This is a genomic window from Porticoccus sp., from assembly GCA_023261185.1.
Taxonomy (GTDB): Bacteria; Pseudomonadota; Gammaproteobacteria; order Pseudomonadales; family Porticoccaceae; genus Porticoccus; species Porticoccus litoralis.
The window spans coordinates 1-19,555 of record JALRJN010000070.1; the positions used below are offsets into that span (position 1 = coordinate 1).

The window sequence follows — 19,555 nt, forward strand, 5'->3', positions numbered from 1 at the left end:
TGAACTCAACCTGCTTAGCCTGTTTGATACTCACTCGCTACAGAACGGCATCAAGGTCCACAGCCACGAAGCCCCAACGTCAATGGTTGAGGCCGCCCGCAGACTATATAAAAAGGGGCTGATCACCCAGGTGGATGGTGGCTATCTCACCGATCTGGGTATTGAGGCCATGGAACACGCCCTAAAGCTTCTGGGCATTCTTTCCACACAACCCACCATGGATATCCACTAGCATTTCTTTAGCCATGAACTGCTTTACTGATGTTTTTGAGCTTTAGAACAATCGCCGTCCTAGTTGGTCAGATATTTGATCGCCAACTGGGAGGCGGTAAAGCAGATCAGAAAAAAAATGATCATCGAAAGAATGCCGGCCGCAATAACGGACTTGGGATTGCTTTCCAACAAATCTGTGGCTCTTTTCAACCCTTTACCGCGCTGTAGCTGAAAGACCAGGCAGAAGGCTTGGGCAATGATCTCAAAAAAGCCAAGATTTTTGTTGTTGGTCTCTTCCGGAACGGTTTTGAAAACGGGATGCGCATCGTAGTCGAGCTTTTCAGGTTCAGGTTTTTCTACCATGAAGGCTTTTCTCCAAAAAAATAAACACCCTTATTCTTCACTCAGAGCTCATTGATTCGAACTCGTCTTCTGACAAGGGGGCGAAGGAATAGTTTAAATTTTAACCAATAAAATCGAATCTTATTAGAAAGTAAGTACTCACATTCCAGCACCGCTCTGGACGGCACTACCAATGGAGTCTTGAATCGGCCCCAATGGATTTTTACGTGTTTCGAACTCATCAATAATCGGCATACCGCTCCAGATCTTGTACACCACAATATCGTGGTCTATGACCACCAGTGCATTGAAGTTCCAGCCCGTACGGATGCGCTCGCGCTTGAATTTCAGCAAATCCAGAAACACATTACCCACGCGCTTACTGGAGCTGACCTGCGGTGTAGCCTGATAAGCCAGGCATTCTTCGCGGGCCTTGATACAGTCCCGCACACTGGGAGGCAGATCATCAGGTTTTACGGAGTCGTTGGGGCTGAACACCTGGATGATGTCGAGGTAGGACAAAATCCTCACATTAGGCGCGCTGTAGGGGTCAAATCCCAGCTGCTGGAGATCCAGTGTGGTGGTCTCATGAAGGGTAATACTGTCGTAGGCAGCCTTTGCCTCTTCAAAGGTCTGCCACTGGGACTGGGTTTTGGCTTCACCTTTGGGAAGAGAGCTCCCACAGCCAACCAATATCAGTGGCAACGTGCATATCAAACCCAGGCTCAGATGACGAAAAAACTTGATTCTTATCATGAACTTCCAACCATAGATACAGGGCTCATCATTACATCAAAGCAAATCCCCCGTCCAGTACGAACATTTCAAAACCCCTGTTATTTCGCACTGTAAGGCCCACAAAGATCAATCAGCCAGTAATACAACTTCAGCAGAGATATGAGCCCGATCGGTTATCAAGCCCAACTCCCGCAGCCAGAGCCAACATGTACTCACAGCATCCCCAGAAAGAGATTCTATGAATCCAGAAAAGGTCAAGTGAAAAATCTCTGCAGACACCCTAGGTTCAGCCCCCATCGACCAATTAGTCGCACAAAAATATAAGCAAAAATGCATGGCATTAACATGCAGTTATATTAGAATATTTTTATCTCATATTTAGGCTTTATTTAATACATTTTAAAAACAATAAAAATATATTAGCAACTACATTTTTATCATAATAAGTTATTTGTTATTAACCCCTACCAACTCGGAGTGAAAGTAGATTTTACATACCACAGAGAGCACCAGCATTAATCCTTATAAAACAAAACGATAGGCAATAAAATGGCGTTATTTTTTGGCCTTAAAATTGCCCTTTTTTTACCCCATAAAAAGGGCTGTAAATTACATATAAATCAAACATCTAAGATAAATTTTAAAAAGGTTATTTGGACAAAAATCATTAATCTGGTCAAAAAAATCACCACAAATAATATTGATTAAATATTTATCTTGGATTGATACTCTGAGCCCTAACGCTGGCTTATCAGGTTCTTTGTGAAGTTAAAGGGTCTGCTGGCAGTCAGTTCACGCAAGTGTCTGATGAGGACGACGCGATACCCACCATCAAGGGTCATCGCAAGGCAGCCCTAAAACAGCGTCAAGCTGCCTGTTAAAAAAGCTGTTAGAGATAAAAAAACTAAGAGTGAGCAATCTCTCAAGATCGATATAAGCAAGGAGACGGGTATGTCTAGATTTGAACTAAACAAAAGCGACGACGGTAAATTTAACTTTTCTTTGAAAGGCGATAACGGAGAAACCTTGCTAGTAAACAGCAAGCCATACTTCTCCAAGGGTTCTGCGATGAGTGACATCAGCAGTATTCGCAACAATTGCGAATACGAAGATCGTTACGAGCGGAAAGAAGCCAATGGCAAGTACTTCTTTAATCTTCAAGCAGCAAATCATGCTGTACTTGGGGTAAGTGAAGAATACCCCAATGAACAGATGCTGGAAGATGCCATTGCTCTAGCCAAGTCGCAAGGCACCACAGGCGATATTCAGGCATCCGCCTGATATCCCTGACAGAGGTCCAAGGCCCGGGGATTTCCCGGGTCCAGGGACTTCTGGTCGCATGACTTTGTAGAAGGCACTCTCCTGCCATTTTTTTACTTCCCTGCAAAAGGGGCTGTGTGTGTTTGTCTCATCCAAACCGCTGCACCGAACCACGTCCTACTTTCTACACTTTGAGCCTCGTGCTTAAACCATCCACAGAACTCTGATCCGGTACATGCTGTATCTGGTATACACTGATGGAAATTCAATGGGATACCTGGCATGAAAAAGCTGCTTCTGATGTTTGCTGCGGGCTGCATAGGTGGATTTGCTAACAGCCTTACCGTCTGGCTGTTTGGTGATATTGGAATTTCCCAGCTTATGGGTGTTGCTATCGCCCCCGGCCTTTCTCCGCAATGGCTCTACCCCCGGATTGTCTGGGGTGGACTGTGGGGCCTTCTGTTCGTCATGCCCTTCATGTCCTCTAAGATCTTCTGGAAAGGGTCACTTCTTAGCCTGGCACCCACTGCCGTTCAGCTGTTCATCGTGTTTCCCTTAAAAGCCCACAAGGGTATAGCAGGCCTTGAACTCGGTCTGCTTACGCCATTACTGGTGGTCTTTTTTAACTGGATCTGGGGCGTGGCCACCGCAGCAACACTCAAGCTTGCAAAATAATTTTCGTCTACAGTCAAATTACAGAATAATAAGCTGGCTGAAATTGACCCCGGAATAAAGATATGGGGGTTTGCCAAGACACACCACGCCATTTTCGAGGTGCACCATGCAGGACAAGATTAATCGCCAGGTCATTTTGACCAGCCGACCCAGCGATATACCCCAAGCCGATAATTTTTCCATCGACACATCTGATATACCAACCATTACTGAAGGGGAGGTCCTGGTTCGCAACATCTACCTCTCTGTGGAACCGGCCATGCGTGGCTGGGTAAGTGCAGTGGCCAATTATTCGGAACCGGTGCCACTGGGCGGGGTGATGCGCGCCCTGACAGTGGGAAAGGTTATTGAGTCCCACCACCCGGATTATGGTGTTGGAGATATCGTTACCGGCATGTTTGGCTGGCAGGATTATGCTGTAGTAGACGGTGACAAGGTGCAGCGCAGGGTAGAAACCAACGGTTTGCCGATCTCAACGGCATTGGGAATACTGGGCATCAATGGTGTGACAGCCTATTTTGGCCTGATGGATATCGGGCAACCAAAACAAGGAGAGACCGTGGTTGTTTCCACGGCTGCGGGGGCCGTCGGCTCCTGTGTTGGGCAGCTGGCCAAACTGCAGGGCTGCCAAACCGTGGGCATAACTGGCGGACCGGAAAAAGTTGCACTGTGTCACGAGGCTTTTCAGTACGATCATGCCATCGACTACCGCAGCGAAGATGTGGATGCGGCGCTGACCACCGCCTGCCCCAACGGTGTTGATGTCTATTTTGATAATACCTGCGGCCCGATCAGCGATGCTGTGATGAAGCATATTAATGTAGGTGCACGCATTGTGCTGTGTGGCACGGCCTCTATAACCAATTGGGACCCAATCCCAATGGGCCCCCGCGTCCAACGCCAGCTACTGGTCAAACGGGCGCGCATGCAGGGATTTCTTGTGTTCGACTATAACGAACGCTACGGCGAAGCCATCTCCGCCCTGACGCCACTGATCAAGGCCGACAAGCTACGCTATCGCGAGGACGTTCTGCAAGGTATCGACAAAGCCCCAGATGCTATCGCCAGCCTCTACCGTGGAGATAATCTGGGCAAGCGACTGATTCGCATCGCTAACGAATCGGAATAAGCTGCGCGGGCCCATTACTTTTCTACAACCTGTAAACGACGTTATAGTGGCCGCTCTGAGGCCACTTACACAATAATTCCAATACAGGGAAGACACGATGAAACTCGAATCACTGGCACTGCACTGCGGCTATGAGTCTGAACCAACAACTAAAGCGGCCGCCGTTCCCATTTATCAGACCACGTCTTATACCTTTGACGATACCCAGCACGGCGCGGATCTGTTCGACCTGAAAGTCCAAGGTAATATTTACACCCGAATCATGAACCCCACCACCGCGGTGCTGGAGCAACGCATGGCAGCCATGGAGGGGGGTATTGGCGCTCTAGCCGTGGCATCCGGAATGGCCGCCATCACCTACAGCATTCAGTGCCTCTGTACTGTGGGGGACAATATCGTCAGCACCAGCCAACTCTATGGTGGCACCTATAACCTCTTCGCCCACAGTCTGCCTAACCAGGGAATTGAAGCGCGCATGGTTGCCCACGACGATTTCTCCGGCTTTGAACAGGCCATTGATGACCGCACCAAAGCCATTTTCTGCGAATCCATCGGCAACCCTGCAGGCAACATCGTCGACATTGAGAAACTGGCAGAAATCGCCCATCGCGCAGGCATCCCCCTGATTGTCGACAACACCGTGGCAACCCCTTTTCTGTGCCGCCCCTTTGAGCTCGGTGCTGATATCGTAGTGCACTCCCTGACCAAATACATTGGTGGCCACGGGACCTCCATTGGCGGCATTATCATCGACTCCGGAAAATTCGACTGGGCCGCCCACAAGGAACGCTTTCCTATTTTCAGCCAGCCCGACCCTTCCTACCACGGCGTGGTCTATACCGATGCATTGGGTCCGGCAGCATATATCGGCCGCTGCCGGGTGGTCCCCCTGCGCAATACCGGCGCAGCTCTGTCCCCGATGAATACCTTCCTGATACTTCAGGGCCTGGAAACACTTGGCCTGCGCATGGAACGTCATTGCGCGAACGCAGAGCAGGTCGCCCGCTATCTCAAAGCTCATCCGAAAGTCAGCTGGGTAAACTATGCGGCCCTGGAAGACAGCCCCTATCAGGCAACCTGTCAGAAGATTACCGGCGGCAAGGCATCGGGTATTCTCAGCTTCGGCATTGTTGGCGGTCGTGAGGCAGGTGCCCAGTTTATTGATGCGCTACAGATGATTCTGAGACTGGTTAATATCGGTGACGCCAAATCGCTGGCCTGCCACCCTGCCACCACCACTCATCGGCAGCTCAATGAGGAAGAACTGAAAAAGGCTGGCGTCAGTAGCGACCTGGTACGAATTTCTGTGGGCATTGAAAATATAGAAGACATCATTAGTGATATCTCACAGGCCCTTGATGCCGTCAAGTAGCGGTTTTTCTTAGGAAAAATGCACTGGCGATTGGCGGGCGGGCGCCTGTAGGGTATCGTAGGGCCATACCCTACCGACTATTTGGATAAGCCCTAAATATGCCCGCCTCCTACCTAACGGACATCATTGCCCTTTTGGTTGCCGCCGTCATTGCCGTACCTCTTGCCCAAACCCTGAGACTGGGTGCTGTCCCCGGTTTCCTGCTGGCCGGGGTCATCGTAGGCCCCTCCGGTTTTGGACTAATCAGCAACATCAGTGACATCAGCCACTTGTCAGAAATCGGGGTGGTGTTCTTGCTCTTTGTGATCGGCATCGAACTCAAACCTTCTCTGCTATGGAAGATGCGACGACTGGTGTTTGGGCTGGGCTCTCTTCAGATTTTGATCACCGGACTGATCTTCACTGCACTGGCGTATTTCCTGTTCGATGTCAGCGCCAATGCCGCCATTCTGATAGGCCCAACCCTGGCGTTATCCTCCACAGCTTTTGTTATTCAACTGCTGGTAAGCCAGAAAATGGTGACATCTACCTATGGCCGATCCTCCCTCGCAGTATTGCTGATGCAGGATCTGGCAGTCGTGCCATTACTGGCACTGGTGCCCCTGCTGTCAGCCCCTGAGCTGACCATCGACAACAGTATCTGGCTGACGCTGATCGAATCCGTTTCCATTGTGGTTATGGTGGTCTTCCTGGGGCGATTTTTCCTGCACCCGATTCTCCATCGCGTGGCGCTTTCAGGTAGCCCGGAAGTTTTTACCGCATCGGCCGTGCTGATTGTCATGGGCACGGCACTGGCCACCGAGCACGCCGGCCTCTCCATGGCCATGGGTGCTTTCCTGGCAGGTATGCTGATTTCCGATTCGTTTTATCGCCACCAGGTCATTGCCGAAATACAGCCTTTCCGCGGACTGCTGCTGGGCTTGTTCTTTATGTCCATGGGCATGTCACTGAACCTCCAGCTGCTAATCGATAAGCCACTACTCACCTTTGCCCTGTTGGCCCTACTGATTGCCATCAAGGTTATCGCTCTGTTCCCCATCAACTATTTCTTCGGACTGAAAACCAAAAATAGCCTGGCGGTGGCACTGCTCCTGGCTCAGAGTGGTGAATTTTCTCTGGTACTGTTCTCCTTGGCTAACCAGTCCAACCTCATACCAACCCCACTCTTCCAGCAACTATTGCTAGTGGTTCTACTTAGCATGCTCGTCACACCGCTGCTGGCCAGATGGGCAGAGTCGCTGGCCAGAAAACCGGAACAGGAAGTGGATACCACATCCCAGGACATCACCGAAGCCCCTATAGTGCTGGCGGGGTACGGCCGGGTCGGGCATACCATTGGAGAAATCCTCACCCTGTCGGACAAACCTTTTGTGGCACTGGATGGCGACGCAGCCATCGTGGGGCGAGAGCGCGCCAACGGCCACCCTGTGTATTTTGGCGATGTGCGCAAACCGGAAGTGTTGAAATCAGCGGGGGCCAGTGATGCCAAGGTGATCATTGTTACTATCAATGACCCAGAAGCAACGGAAGAAATCATTACCTCCCTGCGCAAGACCTACCCGGACAAGCAGGTCTATGCCCGCGGCCATAACCTGTCCCAGTGTCAGGTTCTTAGCCAGCTGGGGGCCACTGGCGTGGTATCAGAAAATATTGAAGCCAGCCTGGAGTTGGCCCGAATGGCACTGAGCGGACTGGGCGAAAAGGAGGAAGATCTGACACGAACCATTGAAGACTTCCGCCACACTTGCCATGGGCGTATTGCCAACGCCAGCCCCATGGAATCCGAGGATGAAACCAAAGTTTCAGGATGATAAGACCCTATCAGCGGCAGGGTCACGGGAAATCATTGCTTTCTGGCAAAAAAGGTCTATAGTTCCCACTGCTTGAAAGTAAGCTCTATCTTTATGTACCACTTCGACGCGCCTTTCAGATCGTCGTCCTGTTTTTCATAATTACCAGCAATACTTCCAGCACCACCGCCCTTGACCGGGCATATCTTTATTTATTAAGAATTTACAGGATTACATTATGTCTACAGTAACTGGCACCGTTAAGTGGTTTAACGAATCTAAAGGCTTTGGCTTCATTCAACGTGAGTCTGGCCCCGATGTTTTTGCACACTACAGCGCAATCTCCAGCTCCGGGTTTCGCACCCTGAACGAAGGTCAACGCGTTGAATTTACCGTCACCCAAGGCCAAAAAGGCCCTCAGGCGGAAAACATCGTCGTTATCGACTAATATTTGCTGCCGCTCCGGCGGACTGCAAATACATAAAAGGGCAAGGTATCACTACCTTGCCCTTTTTATTTATGCTTCTATGCTTGTGATACCAACAGATTGCACTAGGAGATAATAATGAGCGATACACTCAACTTTGACGGTGTGAAAAAAGTTAACTGGAAAGATGTTGAGCCTGTGGAGCTACTCCCCGGCATCACGGAAAGAATGCTCTGGGAAGGCGAAAACGGCAAACGTGCCGCTGTCTATGAGTTTGCACCCGGCGCGGAATTTCCTGGCATAGATCTACATGAAAGCGGACCCGAACAGATCTTCGTGATTTCCGGCGTATTTGAAGGCGGCAAGGAAGACTACCGGGAAGGAGACTTTATTCACCAACCCAAAAATTCCTCCCACGCTCCGAAATCTCATACCGGGTGCACCCTGCTGGTCATGTACCCTGAGGGATAACCTCAACACACCTCCCTCTCGTAGCGATTGGCCGAATCAACGCCATACTGCGGGACAACCTGTCCCACACATGGAGTTTTTATGTCATCGCTACGCTTACGCTATCAAACCATTGAATTTGGCGAGGTGGACATTCACCTGCGAACCCTGAGAGACAATCAGGAATTCCAGGACAAAGATGGCGAGGCCGAAAAACTGGGTATTTCTTCCGCCAGCTGGCCACTGTTTGGGGTTGTCTGGGATGCCGGCAAAGTGCTGGCTCACCACATGTGTGATTACGACATCGCGGACAAGCGTATTCTCGAAGTGGGTTGTGGGATTGGGCTGACCAGCCTGCTGCTGAATCACCGCCTGGCGGATATTACCGCCACCGATTACCACCCTGAAGCTGGCAACTTTCTCAAGGAGAATGTCGACCTCAACAATGGTTCACACATCCCTTTCGAGAGGACCGGTTGGGCTGATACTGATGATGGCCTGGGATTATTTGACCTGATTATCGGGAGCGACCTTCTGTATGAACGTGAACATGTCGCACTGCTGTCTGAGTTCATCCACCAGCACGCTCAACCCAGCTGCCAGGTGGTTATTGTTGACCCAGGCCGGGGACACCATGCGCCGTTCAGCAAAAAAATGGCAACCTTCGGTTTCGATCACCAACAGCATCAACCGCCTGAGACAGATTACCTATCACAGCCGTTTCGCGGCCAGATCATTGAATACCATCGCTGACACGCCGGTCTTGCTGCTGCACCTGAACTACAAACTCAGTTCAGACAGCCCCGGATGGTTGACAGGCCTCGGCCCCTGCGGCCATTTGAACTTTCTACCCGCCTCCGCATTCGGCACATCATTAAACCGTTTTCGTCAAACGCCCAGTTTTCATTACAGGAGGTATCCATCATGATTTACCGGGGAAGCTGTCATTGCGGTGCCGTGTCGTTTGAGGCTGAAGCGCCGGACTCGGTGGAAGTGGAGGACTGCAACTGCTCTATTTGCAACAAATCCGGGTATCTGCACCTGATCGTGCCTAAGAAAAACTTCCGGCTTCTAAGCGGCGAGGAGCAGTTACAGACATACACGTTTAACAGCGGTGTCGCCAAACACACCTTCTGCCGGATCTGCGGCATCAAACCGTTTTATATACCCCGCTCCAACCCGGACGGCGTGGACATCAATCTGCGCTGCTTGAATGAGCAGGCAAAATCCATAACCATAGTCGAGTTTGATGGGCAGAACTGGGAACAGAATGCTCACACACTGGCTCACAAAAGCCGGGAATAATAATAAATACGCCACAGTCGATGATGGCCCATATAACGACAACAGGGGTCTGAAGCGGCAAGCCAGAGGGAAACACATGAACGATTCACTGCGTAGTGCCGCGGATTCTGTGCTGCATAAAACGGTCACTCAGGCGGGCGGCGCTCCCGGCGTGGTAGCCATGGCCACCGACAGACATGCCAACTTCTACGAAGGTGCTGCCGGGTTGCGGGAAATGGGCAAAGAACAACCCATGACCACCGACTCCGTATTTGCCATTTTCTCCTGTACCAAAGCACTAACAGGCACCGCACTGATGCAACTGGTGGAGGAAGGACTGGTTAGTCTGGACGACCCGGCCAAGGACTACGTACCGGAAATTGCTGAGATTCAGGTTCTGGAAGGCTTCGACAGTGACGGACAGCCGAAACTGCGCCCGCCAAAATCCGACATCACCCTCAACCAGCTAATGCTGCATACCGCTGGTTTCTCCTACGAGTTTTTCAGCCATAATGATCTGGCCTTTCGCACCGCCATGGAAACCCCAACCGTAGTTTCAAGCACCTTTGACGGCATCAGGACCGTATTGCTGTTCGACCCGGGTGAGCAATGGGCCTACGGAGTTAATATCGACTGGATCGGGAAGATAGTGGAAGCGGTGCGCGGCAAGCGCCTTGGCCAGGTCATGCAAGAGCGCATCTTTGCACCACTGGAGATGCACGACAGTGCCTTTGAAATCACTCCCGCCATGCAATCACGACTGACCAGCCTGCACACCCGTGCAGAAGATGGCCAGCTGGCACCCTGGGATCTGGTGCTGCCACAACCCCCGGAAATGGACATGGGCGGTCACGGCCTCTACGCCACCGTGGGCGACTACATGAAATTTATCCGCATGCTGCTTAATGACGGCGAGGGCACCAATGGCAGGGTATTAAAACCGGAGACTGTGGCAAAGATGGCGCAAAATGGCCTCGAGGGCCTGCAGAGTGGCGGCTGGACCAGTTCCATACCAGCACTCTCCAATGACGGTGAGTTCTTTCCCGGCCTGAAAAAATCCTGGGCCTATACCTTTCAGGTCAATGAGGAGGCGACACCCTCCGGGCGACCGGCGGGTCAATTGATGTGGGCAGGGCTAGCCAATCTGTTCTACTGGATTGACCGACAAAAAGGCATTGGTGGCATGTGGGCCTCGCAAATACTGCCATTTCAGGATATCGCCTCATACCCGGGGTTTGTCGATTTCGAGTCAGCGGTCTATCGCCACCTGAAATAGTCACCCGTCACCATAAAAAAATGCCCGGACATTTGTCCGGGCATTTTTGCTTAGGCCGTGGTGCCCCAACTGGAGCGGGATGAATTACTGCGGGCTTTCTGACCGCCAGCCCTTCGCTGTGCACCCTGTGACCGGTTATCCCGGTTGCCACTTGGGCGACTGTCCCTGTTACCGCTGGGGCGGCTGTCCCGATTCGCACCTGGGCGACCATCCCTGTTACCGCTGGGACGGCTATCCCTATTGCCACTGGGACGGTTACCTTCTCTGCCACCGGGGCGGCTGTCGCGACGTTCTCCAGATGCGCCCTCACGGTTGCCGCCGGGGCGGGCCGTTCTGTTGCCGCCTGGGCGACGATTTTGAGAGCTGGCATTGCGGCGCTGACCAGAAGCATTTCCTGTACGACGGCCATTGCCACCGCCGCGACCGTTCTGAATGGGCTCTGCCCTGATACTCGGATCCGGTTCAAAACCATTGATTGCCACTTTGGGCACATCACGTTTCAGCAAGTGCTCAATATCCCGCAACAGCTTATGTTCATCCACACAAACCAGCGAGACGGCTTCGCCTTCATTGCCGGCGCGGCCGGTGCGGCCAATGCGGTGCACATAATCCTCAGGAACATTGGGAAGTTCAAAGTTCACAACGTGGGGCAACTGGTCGATATCCAGACCGCGGGCGGCAATATCCGTGGCCACCAACACGCGAACAGCACCTTTTTTGAAATCTGCCAGAGCCTTGGTTCGGGCGCCCTGGCTCTTGTTGCCGTGAATCGCCGCCGCAGTGAGGCCGTCCATCTCCAGCTGCTGAGCCAGCCTGTTGGCACCGTGCTTGGTACGGGTAAAAACCAGCACCTGACGCCAGTTGCCTGAACCGATCAGATAAGACAACAGCTCGCGCTTGCGGTTTTTATCCACCAGGTGAACTACCTGTTCCACTCGCTCGGAAGCCGTATTGCGGCGGGCTACTTCAATCAGTGTGGGCTTATTCAGCAGGCCATCGGCAAGCTGTTTAATTTCATTGGAAAACGTGGCCGAAAACAGCAGGTTCTGGCGTTGCTTGGGCAACAGGGCCAGCACCTTGCGAATATCATGGATAAAGCCCATATCGAGCATGCGATCCGCTTCATCCAGCACCAGAATTTCTACCTGGGATAGGTCCAGGGTACGTTGCTGAACGTGGTCCAGCAAACGGCCAGGGGTAGCAACCAGGATATCAACGCCTTTACGCAGCATGGAAATTTGCGGGTTGATATTCACGCCACCAAAAATAATGCCGGACTTGATCGGCAGGTGCTTGCCATACGTATTTACACTCTCACCCACCTGAGCTGCCAGCTCACGGGTAGGAGTCAACACCAGCGCTCGCACCGGGCGGCGACCGCCAGCAGGTTTGTGAGCGCTCAGGCGCTGCAACAACGGCAGGGTAAAACCGGCTGTTTTACCGGTGCCGGTCTGGGCACCGGCGAGGACGTCTTTTCCTTCCAGCACAATGGGAATGGCTTGCGCCTGAATAGGGGTGGGTTGGCTGTAGCCCTGTTCGGACACAGCACGCAACAATTCGGCCGACAGGCCGAGTTCAGAAAATAACATATAAATTTTAACTCCGGGACCAGCCTATCCATGCTCAGTGCAGGGAAACGGTCTTAGGCGGGAAACATTTTGCTAAGGGGTGTCGGAGGGAGAACCAAAGAGGAAAAACCGGGGGACACATCTGGTACCGACCGATGGGTACCATGAGGTCCGAACTATAACAGGACGCCTTCCATACGTCCAAGACTCTGCAAAACATTTTTCAGAAAGATACGAAATAGTTGTCTAGCACGAACCTTCTGTGTAGTTTTGGAACAACTATTCCAATATCCACTAACTGCCCATAAAAATAAATAAATGACATTATCGGCCCATCAGCATAACCCCAAACTGCTTAAGACCCTGGCGCGCCTGCAACGCACACTACTACTCATTCCCGTTTTCATTGCCGCGCCTATTTTACTGGCCTGGCTGGCACCAACAGTGGCTACGTTACTTCCCAGTGGCTGGGCATTGATGAAGGCAAACACGGCGCTCTGCACCATACTCTGCGCCTGCGGGCTGTGGCTCGGGCACTTCTGCACCAACACCTCCCTTAAGCTGACAGGCAACCTACTGGGCGCTATCGTGTTGGTTTTCGCAGGTTGCGCACTGGTGGGACATATCACTGATCGCACTTTTGCTCTGGACACGCTATTGGCCAAGGATGAGCTGTCATCTGTGCCCGGGCTGATGTCTATGCAGACATCCCTATTTTTTACCATGCTGGGGTTCGCCTCCATCTGTGAAAGCAGCAGAGGGCCTTTTTGCACTCAGGTTCGTGATGTCGTTTGCGCACTACTTGTCGCGCTGGTACTGACGGTATTTGCCGGGTACCTGTTCAATGCCGCCCATCTATTCGGACAAGCGAATGATTTACGTACCTCCATTCAGACGCTCTTTTGCATGTTGTGTATCACCAGCGCACTGTTGATTGCCCGGATGCACTACGGATATTTTTCCATCATCGCAGGAGTCGGTATTGGCAGCCATATTGCGCGGTTAATCTTGCCCGTAACGTTACTACTGCCATTTTTAATCGTCAGCGTCAGTGCCTGGCTGCCCCAAGCCAGACATATACCACTGGCACTTGCATCTGCACTCACCTCATCCTTCGCTGCAGCAACCCTGTTTGTACTGGTTGTTTGGCTGTCCAGAAAAATTAATGACATGCAAGCCGAGCTGCGAGATATCTCACTGATTGATGATCTGACTGGAATCAATAATCGGCGTGGTTTTTATATGCTGGGGGAACACATGCTGTACGAGGCACAGCGTGATAACAGGAATGTCTCTGTGCTGTTTTTTGATCTCGACGGCCTAAAGGAGATCAACGACACCCTGGGGCATGACATAGGCTCTGATCTGCTGAAACACTTTGCCTCTTTACTGCGCCAACATTTTCGAAAAAGTGATGCGGTGGCAAGACTCGGGGGCGACGAATTCGCCGTTGTCTCCAGTAGCGGTGACAACATGATAGCCCTGAAACGCTTGGAACGTGTGGTGCAAGCCACCAACAAAGCGGGAAAACGCCCTTACACTATCAGCTATTCTGTGGGTGAGGCCACGTTTAACGCCAACAACTCAATTGGCGATTTTAACGAACTGGTGTCCGCAGCTGATGTGCAGATGTATGAACGAAAGCGTGCAAAAAAAGCATTCAATAAATCCTATTCGAGGACTAACCAAGCCTCCGTATCGCAAGCAACCCCCTGAAAGATCCCCCCCCTTATTTTTCACCCTTGGGTACCATGGATGTTGAAAATGGGCCGATAGGCGCTGCTTGATAGACTCAACTCTCGTGCAAACAGCCCGGCAAGCCGGGCTGTTAATCACCACATCAGTCTTTCTTCAGCAGGTTTTTGAAGCCGCCAAGCTTTTCCTCGACCTGTTGCTTCAACTGATTGCCAGCATCTTTCAAGGCCCCGGAATTGGCCACCGCGCCTGCAGCACTCTTGTTGATGGCGGCCAACACCTGCTTCACCACCTCTGCAGCACTAGCGCCATTGGATTTTTCACCTATACCTGTCAGGCGGATATCCGGCAACGTTAATGCCAGGGGTTTATCACCCAACAACGGATTGCTGTAGCTGACTTTACCTGCATTGATCTGTAGGTCACGAATAATCATCTTCTTCTCGGCGCCGCCATCAGAGGAGGCCGCTTCAGAGGAAGTTGAGCCAGAGCTGGCACCGGTTGCCTGCTCAACATTTTTCTGCAGTTGCGCCAGGTTAGTGGTGCCATTGGCAGACTCATAGGTAATTTCCGGTGCCACAATGCGGATACTGTTCACCACAATGGTGTCTGTGGTGAGCGATTCCGGATCTACCGCAAGGAAAATTTCCCCAAGAGAGAAAGCGCTGGGCGTTTTGAATCCCCCCGGATTACCAACCAGCAATCCGTGGAGGCTACCCTCACCGGTGGCCAGAGATAATTCCACATCATCAAGGGTGACACTGGACTGGGTCAGTTTCGGCCCGACCGTCTCCACTGCCGCTTTGATACCTTTATCCAGGTTGAGGATGGCAAATACCACCACCAGCAACAACACCACCAGTAAACCGGCAACAATTTTGAGAAGGGTTTTCATCACTATTCTCCTTATTCTGATTTCCCTGCCTGTCGATACTTCCACTTAAATCTTACAATAACATGATCAGCCTCAAACCATCACAAGGATACCCAATGCCTCGTCACCTTCACAGCGGACCCGGCTACCTACTGCAGGGACTACAACTGATGACACACCCCAGGCTGCGCTGGTTTGTGCTCGGCCCGCTACTGATCAACCTGTTACTGTTTATTGGGCTTAGCTGGCTGGCTGTCACCCAGTTCGGGCAACTGCTCGATAGTCTCATGGCGAGAATACCCGAAGCCCTGAGATTCCTGGCCTGGATCTTCTGGATTTTGTTTGCCGCATTTTTATTGCTCGTCTATGGCTACAGCTTTGCCATTATCGGCAACCTGCTAGCCTCGCCTTTCTATGGTCCCCTGGCAGAACGGGCGGAGGAAGTGCTGAGCGGACGAGTAAACGATACGTCCATGACGACGCAGCAGCTGCTGGCACTAGCGGGCAGGGCCATGCAACGGGAGCTGATCAAGATGGGATATTTCCTGCCACGGATTGTAGGGGTATTACTACTGACGCTTGTGCTGTCCCTGATACCGGTCGTGAATCTGATCGGACCGGCGATTGCCTTTTTGTGGGGTGCCTGGTCCCTGGCTTTGCAGTACCTGGATTACCCGGCAGACAACCACCAGATGGACTTTAGGAATCTGCGGGAGACAATGGCAAAAAGGCGGTTGGTTTCGCTCAGCTTTGGTGGCTCTGTACTGATTGCCACCACTATCCCGCTATTCAACCTATTTGCGATGCCAGCATCGGTGATCGGTGCCAGCAGTTTCTGGCTGGAGCGCATCTACAAGCCTGCACCCCAGTCAAACTAGTTTTCAGGACTTGCCGAGCAGGGCCTCGTCGGGCTGCACACAGTCCAGCTTTCTGCCCAGTAACTTCTGGATGGGCTCCAGCAGGAAGGCATCATCCTCACAGGCGAAACTGATGGAGGTGCCCAGCTTACCAGCACGGCCTGTACGACCAATGCGGTGAACATAATCTTCCGACTCCTCCGGCAGGGTGTAATTCACCACATGACTGATACCATCAATGTGGATACCCCGGCCAGCCACATCCGTAGCCACCAGCACCTTCAGTTTTCCGGATTTGAAGTCATCCAGAGTTCTCACACGCTTGTTCTGGGGCACATCCCCCGACAACAGGCCTACGCTAAACCCCTTGTTCTGGAGCTTTTCCTGCAACCTGCGACATTGGTCACGACGGTTGGCAAATACAATTACGCTCTCAACTTCGTCCTGGCGAATAATGTTGTAAAGCAGGCGGAATTTTTCTTCGGCAGAGGTGATAAAAACCTTTTGATCAACCGTATCTGTAGCAACATTTTCCGGCTCGATCTCGACGTGGATAGGGTCCACCGTCCACTGATCGGCCAGACTGATCACCTCTGGGGTAAAAGTCGCCGAGAAAAACAGTGTCTGGCGATTTTCCCGGTAGGGAGTTAAACGCACGATGCGCCTCACCTGGGGGATAAAGCCCATATCCAGCATGCGGTCCGCTTCATCCAGAACCAGAATTTCCACACGGTCCAGGTAGACATCGTGACTGCTGGCAAAATCCAGTAAACGTCCCGGTGTCGCCACCAGGATATCGCATTGACTCTCACTCAGGTGACGCTTCTGCTTGTCGTAATCCATGCCTCCCACCAGGGTGTGGACATGAAGTTCAGTGTGTTTACACAGCGCACGCGCATCATCGGCAATTTGCATGACCAGCTCACGGGTAGGAGCAATGATCAACGCCCTCGCCTCACCGGCATAATGCTCATCCTCAACAACCGGATGATTGAGCAGCTCCGTGATAATGGTCACCAGGAAGGCCGCGGTTTTACCGGTACCGGTCTGTGCCTTGCCGACCACATCGTGGGCGCGCAGACTGAAAGGTAATGAACGGGCCTGAATGGGCGAGCAGTATTTAAAGCCGAGATCAGCGATGCCGCGCATCAGAGGCAGAGGCAAACCCAGGTCATGGAAACGCAGCTTGCCCTCTTCTGGTGCCACCTCAAACTGGGAAAGATCCCAGTTGGAGTTAGTGTCGGGCTTTCTGCTCCGACCACCGCGACGTCGACGACCCCGACGTCCCGATTGCTTGGATTGCTGATCACCGGAAGGGGAATTTTTTTGCTCACTCATAGTTACTGCCAATAGATAAAGTGCCGCGTGCGGCCTTGTGCTTGAAAGGGGCGGCAGTATACCACGGTCGGGGGATTCTCGCCCGACCTGACATTTTTCTCCTAAGCGGTGGTCAGTGTGTTTTCTGACACCGTCGAGACAATTCTTCGATGCAGCCAGTCATCGACACTGGTATAGCGCCCACCGCCCATGAAAAACAACGTCAGCAACATCAGGAAATAGGTTGCGGAATACTCGATGCCATTTTTAAGGACTGTTATCGACCCAGCTGCGCTTAGATAGTCGTAATTGCCATGTTCCTGGAGAATGGCAACAGCGCGGCTTTTTCGCTCCAAGCCCTCATCAATCAGGTCTGCCCGCCACTCCCAGGGGACCGTCAATTTGGTTTCCGGCAGCGCGTGCCAGCCGTTGTCCCAGTGTGCCGTCACAGCGGCAACCACCATGGTAATCATCAACGGCACTGCCACCAGGCGTGTCATCAATCCCAGCAACAACAGCCAGCCACCCAGAAATTCGGTCCAGCCCGCCAGAAAGGCCAGCACTTCTGGCGCCGGCAACCCCAGGCCCCAGTCGGCATTGCCAAACCAGGACACCACATTCGGGTCGGCCAACAGACGCTCATGGAAAGCCACCGACGTATCACCCAGCTGCAATTTTCCATACCCGGCCTTAATCAGAATCGGCGCCAGGAATATGCGCAACAATAACGGGGCCAGACCTTCAACATGGCTTAACTTTCCGAGGACAGTGATATAAATGCGATGACAGGAGGCTGTAAAACGACTCATGGGAAATCCTTGTGATACGAACACAGATAGTGGACCAATTGGTCCACAACTGGAAAGTTAGACCCATAATTCGCAAAAGATTCACTGCAGCAGACGAATCGGTACTCGCTTTGATCCCCAGCCGCCCGGCTGAGCCTCAAACACACCGGCAATAACGGCCTGGCAGGCCCGACAGCACCCACCGGTATCAAGCCCCCAGTAACCCAGCTCGTACCAGTCCCGCTCGATCAGCACTTCATGGCAGGAAGGACAAAAGGTACTGCCGCCGGTCTTGTCGTGCACGTTGCCGGTATAGGCATAATTGACGCCATTGGACAGGGCAATCTGTCTCGCCCGGGTCAGTGTTTCAGATGGGGTAGGCGGAATATCCTGCATTTTCCAATCGGGATGAAATGCGGTGAAATGCATCGGCACATTCGGCCCCAGTTGCTCCACCACCCAGCGAGTCATTTCATCCAGCTCCCGATCGGAGTCGTTCTCACCGGGGATCAACAGCGTGGTCAGTTCCAACCAAACATCGGTGTGATGGACGATGTACTTCAGGGTGTCGAGAACATTCTGTAAATGCCCACCGCAGATCTTGTGGTAAAAACTCTCGGTAAAGGCCTTCAAGTCAATATTGGCGGCATCCATGTAGGAGAAGAACTCCCGCCGTGGGGCATCGTTCATATACCCGGCACTGACTGCCACGGTTTTCACCCCCACTTCCCGGCACGCCCTGGCAACATCAATGGCGTACTCCATAAAAATAACCGGATCATTGTAGGTAAAGGCAATGCTACGACAGCCCATTTCCACAGCGGTTTGCGCCAGTCGATCCGGCATGGCGGCATCTGCCAGGGTGTCCATTTCCCGGGATTTGCTCATGTCCCAATTCTGGCAGAACTTGCAGGCCAAATTGCAGCCGGCAGTGCCAAAAGACAGTACCGCCGAACCGGGCAGGAAATGGTTGAGTGGCTTTTTTTCAATGGGATCGATACAGAAGCCACTGGAGCGACCATAGGTGTAAAGCACGATTTCATCGCCTTCCCTGCCCCGCACATAGCAAAGTCCACGCTGCCCCTCGTGCAGACGGCAGTGTCTTGGACAGACATCGCACTGCACCCGGCCATCGTCGACCTTGTGCCAGTATCGGGTAGGATAACTTTCCGGAGAGGTCTCTTTGCCTGTTGCCATCGAAGTTACACTCAACCTGAAAAAAATTTTCTATAACTTATATATAGCAGGTTATGGTCACCCAACGACTGGGAGGAGAGGAAAATGCTGGCACGTGTACCCGCTGTGGCAGGCGCGTTCTATCCGGGCAACCCCCTGTCCCTGCAACGGCAGATAGATGACATGCTCAATAGCCAACCGGGCACCCCTCTGCGCCCGAAGGCATTGATCGTTCCCCACGCAGGCTATATCTACTCCGGCCCGATTGCCGCCAGCGCCTACCGGCTGCTGCAGACCTATGCCGACCGGATTCGGCGAGTGGTG

At 52.4% G+C, this 19,555-nt stretch carries 21 protein-coding genes; 14 read left to right on the top strand and 7 right to left on the bottom strand.

The genetic code is table 11. The annotated features are described in order from the left end of the window. On the top strand, window positions 1-232 hold a 232-nt coding region (locus tag ACYZYZ_RS06465), incomplete at its 5' end, for a TIGR02647 family protein (RefSeq protein WP_461483672.1). A gap of 59 nt (window positions 233-291) precedes the next feature. Here the strand turns inward: ACYZYZ_RS06465 and ACYZYZ_RS06470 are convergent. Further along, window positions 292-576, bottom strand: coding sequence for a hypothetical protein (locus tag ACYZYZ_RS06470; protein ID WP_305169818.1), 285 nt, complete (start codon window positions 574-576; stop codon window positions 292-294). 138 nt (window positions 577-714) lie between these two features. Beyond that, complete coding sequence (locus ACYZYZ_RS06475) at window positions 715-1,311, bottom strand: hypothetical protein (RefSeq protein WP_461483673.1); 597 nt, start codon at window positions 1,309-1,311, stop codon at window positions 715-717. A gap of 933 nt (window positions 1,312-2,244) precedes the next feature. On the opposite strand from ACYZYZ_RS06475, the gene ACYZYZ_RS06480 reads away from it, so the two are divergent. The 10 genes from ACYZYZ_RS06480 (at window position 2,245) to acmB (ending at window position 10,956) form a co-directional block, all read left to right on the top strand. Continuing rightward, entirely contained in the window at window positions 2,245-2,574 is a 330-nt protein-coding gene (locus ACYZYZ_RS06480; RefSeq protein WP_305169816.1) for a YegP family protein, read from the top strand. Between the two features lie 261 nt (window positions 2,575-2,835). Then, entirely contained in the window at window positions 2,836-3,228 is a 393-nt protein-coding gene (locus tag ACYZYZ_RS06485; RefSeq protein ID WP_305169815.1) for a hypothetical protein, read from the top strand. 106 nt (window positions 3,229-3,334) lie between these two features. Next, window positions 3,335-4,357 carry an NADP-dependent oxidoreductase gene (locus tag ACYZYZ_RS06490; protein ID WP_461483674.1) on the top strand — a complete coding sequence of 341 codons (1,023 nt, stop codon included), beginning with the start codon at window positions 3,335-3,337 and terminating at the stop codon, window positions 4,355-4,357. A 97-nt stretch (window positions 4,358-4,454) separates the two neighbouring features. Then, window positions 4,455-5,729, top strand: a complete 1,275-nt coding sequence (locus tag ACYZYZ_RS06495) for an O-acetylhomoserine aminocarboxypropyltransferase/cysteine synthase family protein (RefSeq protein ID WP_305170150.1) — start codon at window positions 4,455-4,457, stop codon at window positions 5,727-5,729. A 98-nt stretch (window positions 5,730-5,827) separates the two neighbouring features. Then, a complete protein-coding gene (locus ACYZYZ_RS06500; protein ID WP_461483675.1) occupies window positions 5,828-7,540 on the top strand; it encodes a monovalent cation:proton antiporter-2 (CPA2) family protein in 1,713 nt (570 codons plus the stop codon). Window positions 7,541-7,757: 217 nt separating this feature from the next. Further along, a complete protein-coding gene (locus ACYZYZ_RS06505) occupies window positions 7,758-7,967 on the top strand; it encodes a cold-shock protein (RefSeq protein ID WP_305169812.1) in 210 nt (69 codons plus the stop codon). A 117-nt stretch (window positions 7,968-8,084) separates the two neighbouring features. Next, window positions 8,085-8,417 carry a cupin domain-containing protein gene (locus ACYZYZ_RS06510; protein ID WP_305169811.1) on the top strand — a complete coding sequence of 111 codons (333 nt, stop codon included), beginning with the start codon at window positions 8,085-8,087 and terminating at the stop codon, window positions 8,415-8,417. Window positions 8,418-8,498: 81 nt separating this feature from the next. Then, a complete protein-coding gene (locus tag ACYZYZ_RS06515) occupies window positions 8,499-9,149 on the top strand; it encodes a class I SAM-dependent methyltransferase (RefSeq protein WP_461483676.1) in 651 nt (216 codons plus the stop codon). A gap of 171 nt (window positions 9,150-9,320) precedes the next feature. After that, window positions 9,321-9,701 carry a GFA family protein gene (locus ACYZYZ_RS06520; protein WP_461483677.1) on the top strand — a complete coding sequence of 127 codons (381 nt, stop codon included), beginning with the start codon at window positions 9,321-9,323 and terminating at the stop codon, window positions 9,699-9,701. Window positions 9,702-9,777: 76 nt separating this feature from the next. After that, on the top strand, window positions 9,778-10,956 hold the full coding sequence (gene acmB / locus ACYZYZ_RS06525) for a methyl acetate hydrolase AcmB (RefSeq protein ID WP_461483678.1): 1,179 nt from the start codon (window positions 9,778-9,780) through the stop codon (window positions 10,954-10,956). A gap of 50 nt (window positions 10,957-11,006) precedes the next feature. Here acmB and rhlE read toward each other — a convergent pair whose 3' ends face one another. Then, window positions 11,007-12,545, bottom strand: a complete 1,539-nt coding sequence (gene rhlE, locus ACYZYZ_RS06530) for an ATP-dependent RNA helicase RhlE (RefSeq protein ID WP_461483679.1) — start codon at window positions 12,543-12,545, stop codon at window positions 11,007-11,009. A 297-nt stretch (window positions 12,546-12,842) separates the two neighbouring features. Between rhlE and ACYZYZ_RS06535 the strand changes: the two genes are divergently transcribed. Further along, window positions 12,843-14,240: a GGDEF domain-containing protein gene (locus ACYZYZ_RS06535; protein WP_461483680.1), complete on the top strand. Its 1,398-nt coding sequence runs from the start codon at window positions 12,843-12,845 to the stop codon at window positions 14,238-14,240. Window positions 14,241-14,364: 124 nt separating this feature from the next. Here ACYZYZ_RS06535 and ACYZYZ_RS06540 read toward each other — a convergent pair whose 3' ends face one another. Next, entirely contained in the window at window positions 14,365-15,114 is a 750-nt protein-coding gene (locus ACYZYZ_RS06540; protein WP_461483681.1) for a DUF748 domain-containing protein, read from the bottom strand. Between the two features lie 95 nt (window positions 15,115-15,209). On the opposite strand from ACYZYZ_RS06540, the gene cysZ reads away from it, so the two are divergent. Further along, window positions 15,210-15,971, top strand: coding sequence for a sulfate transporter CysZ (gene cysZ / locus ACYZYZ_RS06545; protein WP_461483682.1), 762 nt, complete (start codon window positions 15,210-15,212; stop codon window positions 15,969-15,971). A 3-nt stretch (window positions 15,972-15,974) separates the two neighbouring features. Here the strand turns inward: cysZ and rhlB are convergent, their stop codons facing one another. The 3 genes from rhlB to amrS all read right to left on the bottom strand — a co-directional run bounded on the left by rhlB (window position 15,975) and on the right by amrS (window position 19,252). Further along, entirely contained in the window at window positions 15,975-17,288 is a 1,314-nt protein-coding gene (rhlB, locus tag ACYZYZ_RS06550; RefSeq protein WP_461483683.1) for an ATP-dependent RNA helicase RhlB, read from the bottom strand. A 101-nt stretch (window positions 17,289-17,389) separates the two neighbouring features. Further along, complete coding sequence (locus tag ACYZYZ_RS06555) at window positions 17,390-18,076, bottom strand: HvfX family Cu-binding RiPP maturation protein (protein WP_305169795.1); 687 nt, start codon at window positions 18,074-18,076, stop codon at window positions 17,390-17,392. An 81-nt stretch (window positions 18,077-18,157) separates the two neighbouring features. Beyond that, a complete protein-coding gene (amrS, locus tag ACYZYZ_RS06560; protein ID WP_461483684.1) occupies window positions 18,158-19,252 on the bottom strand; it encodes an AmmeMemoRadiSam system radical SAM enzyme in 1,095 nt (364 codons plus the stop codon). An 84-nt stretch (window positions 19,253-19,336) separates the two neighbouring features. On the opposite strand from amrS, the gene amrB reads away from it, so the two are divergent. After that, window positions 19,337-19,555: AmmeMemoRadiSam system protein B (gene amrB / locus ACYZYZ_RS06565; protein WP_461483685.1), on the top strand; the 219-nt coding region annotated here is incomplete at its 3' end.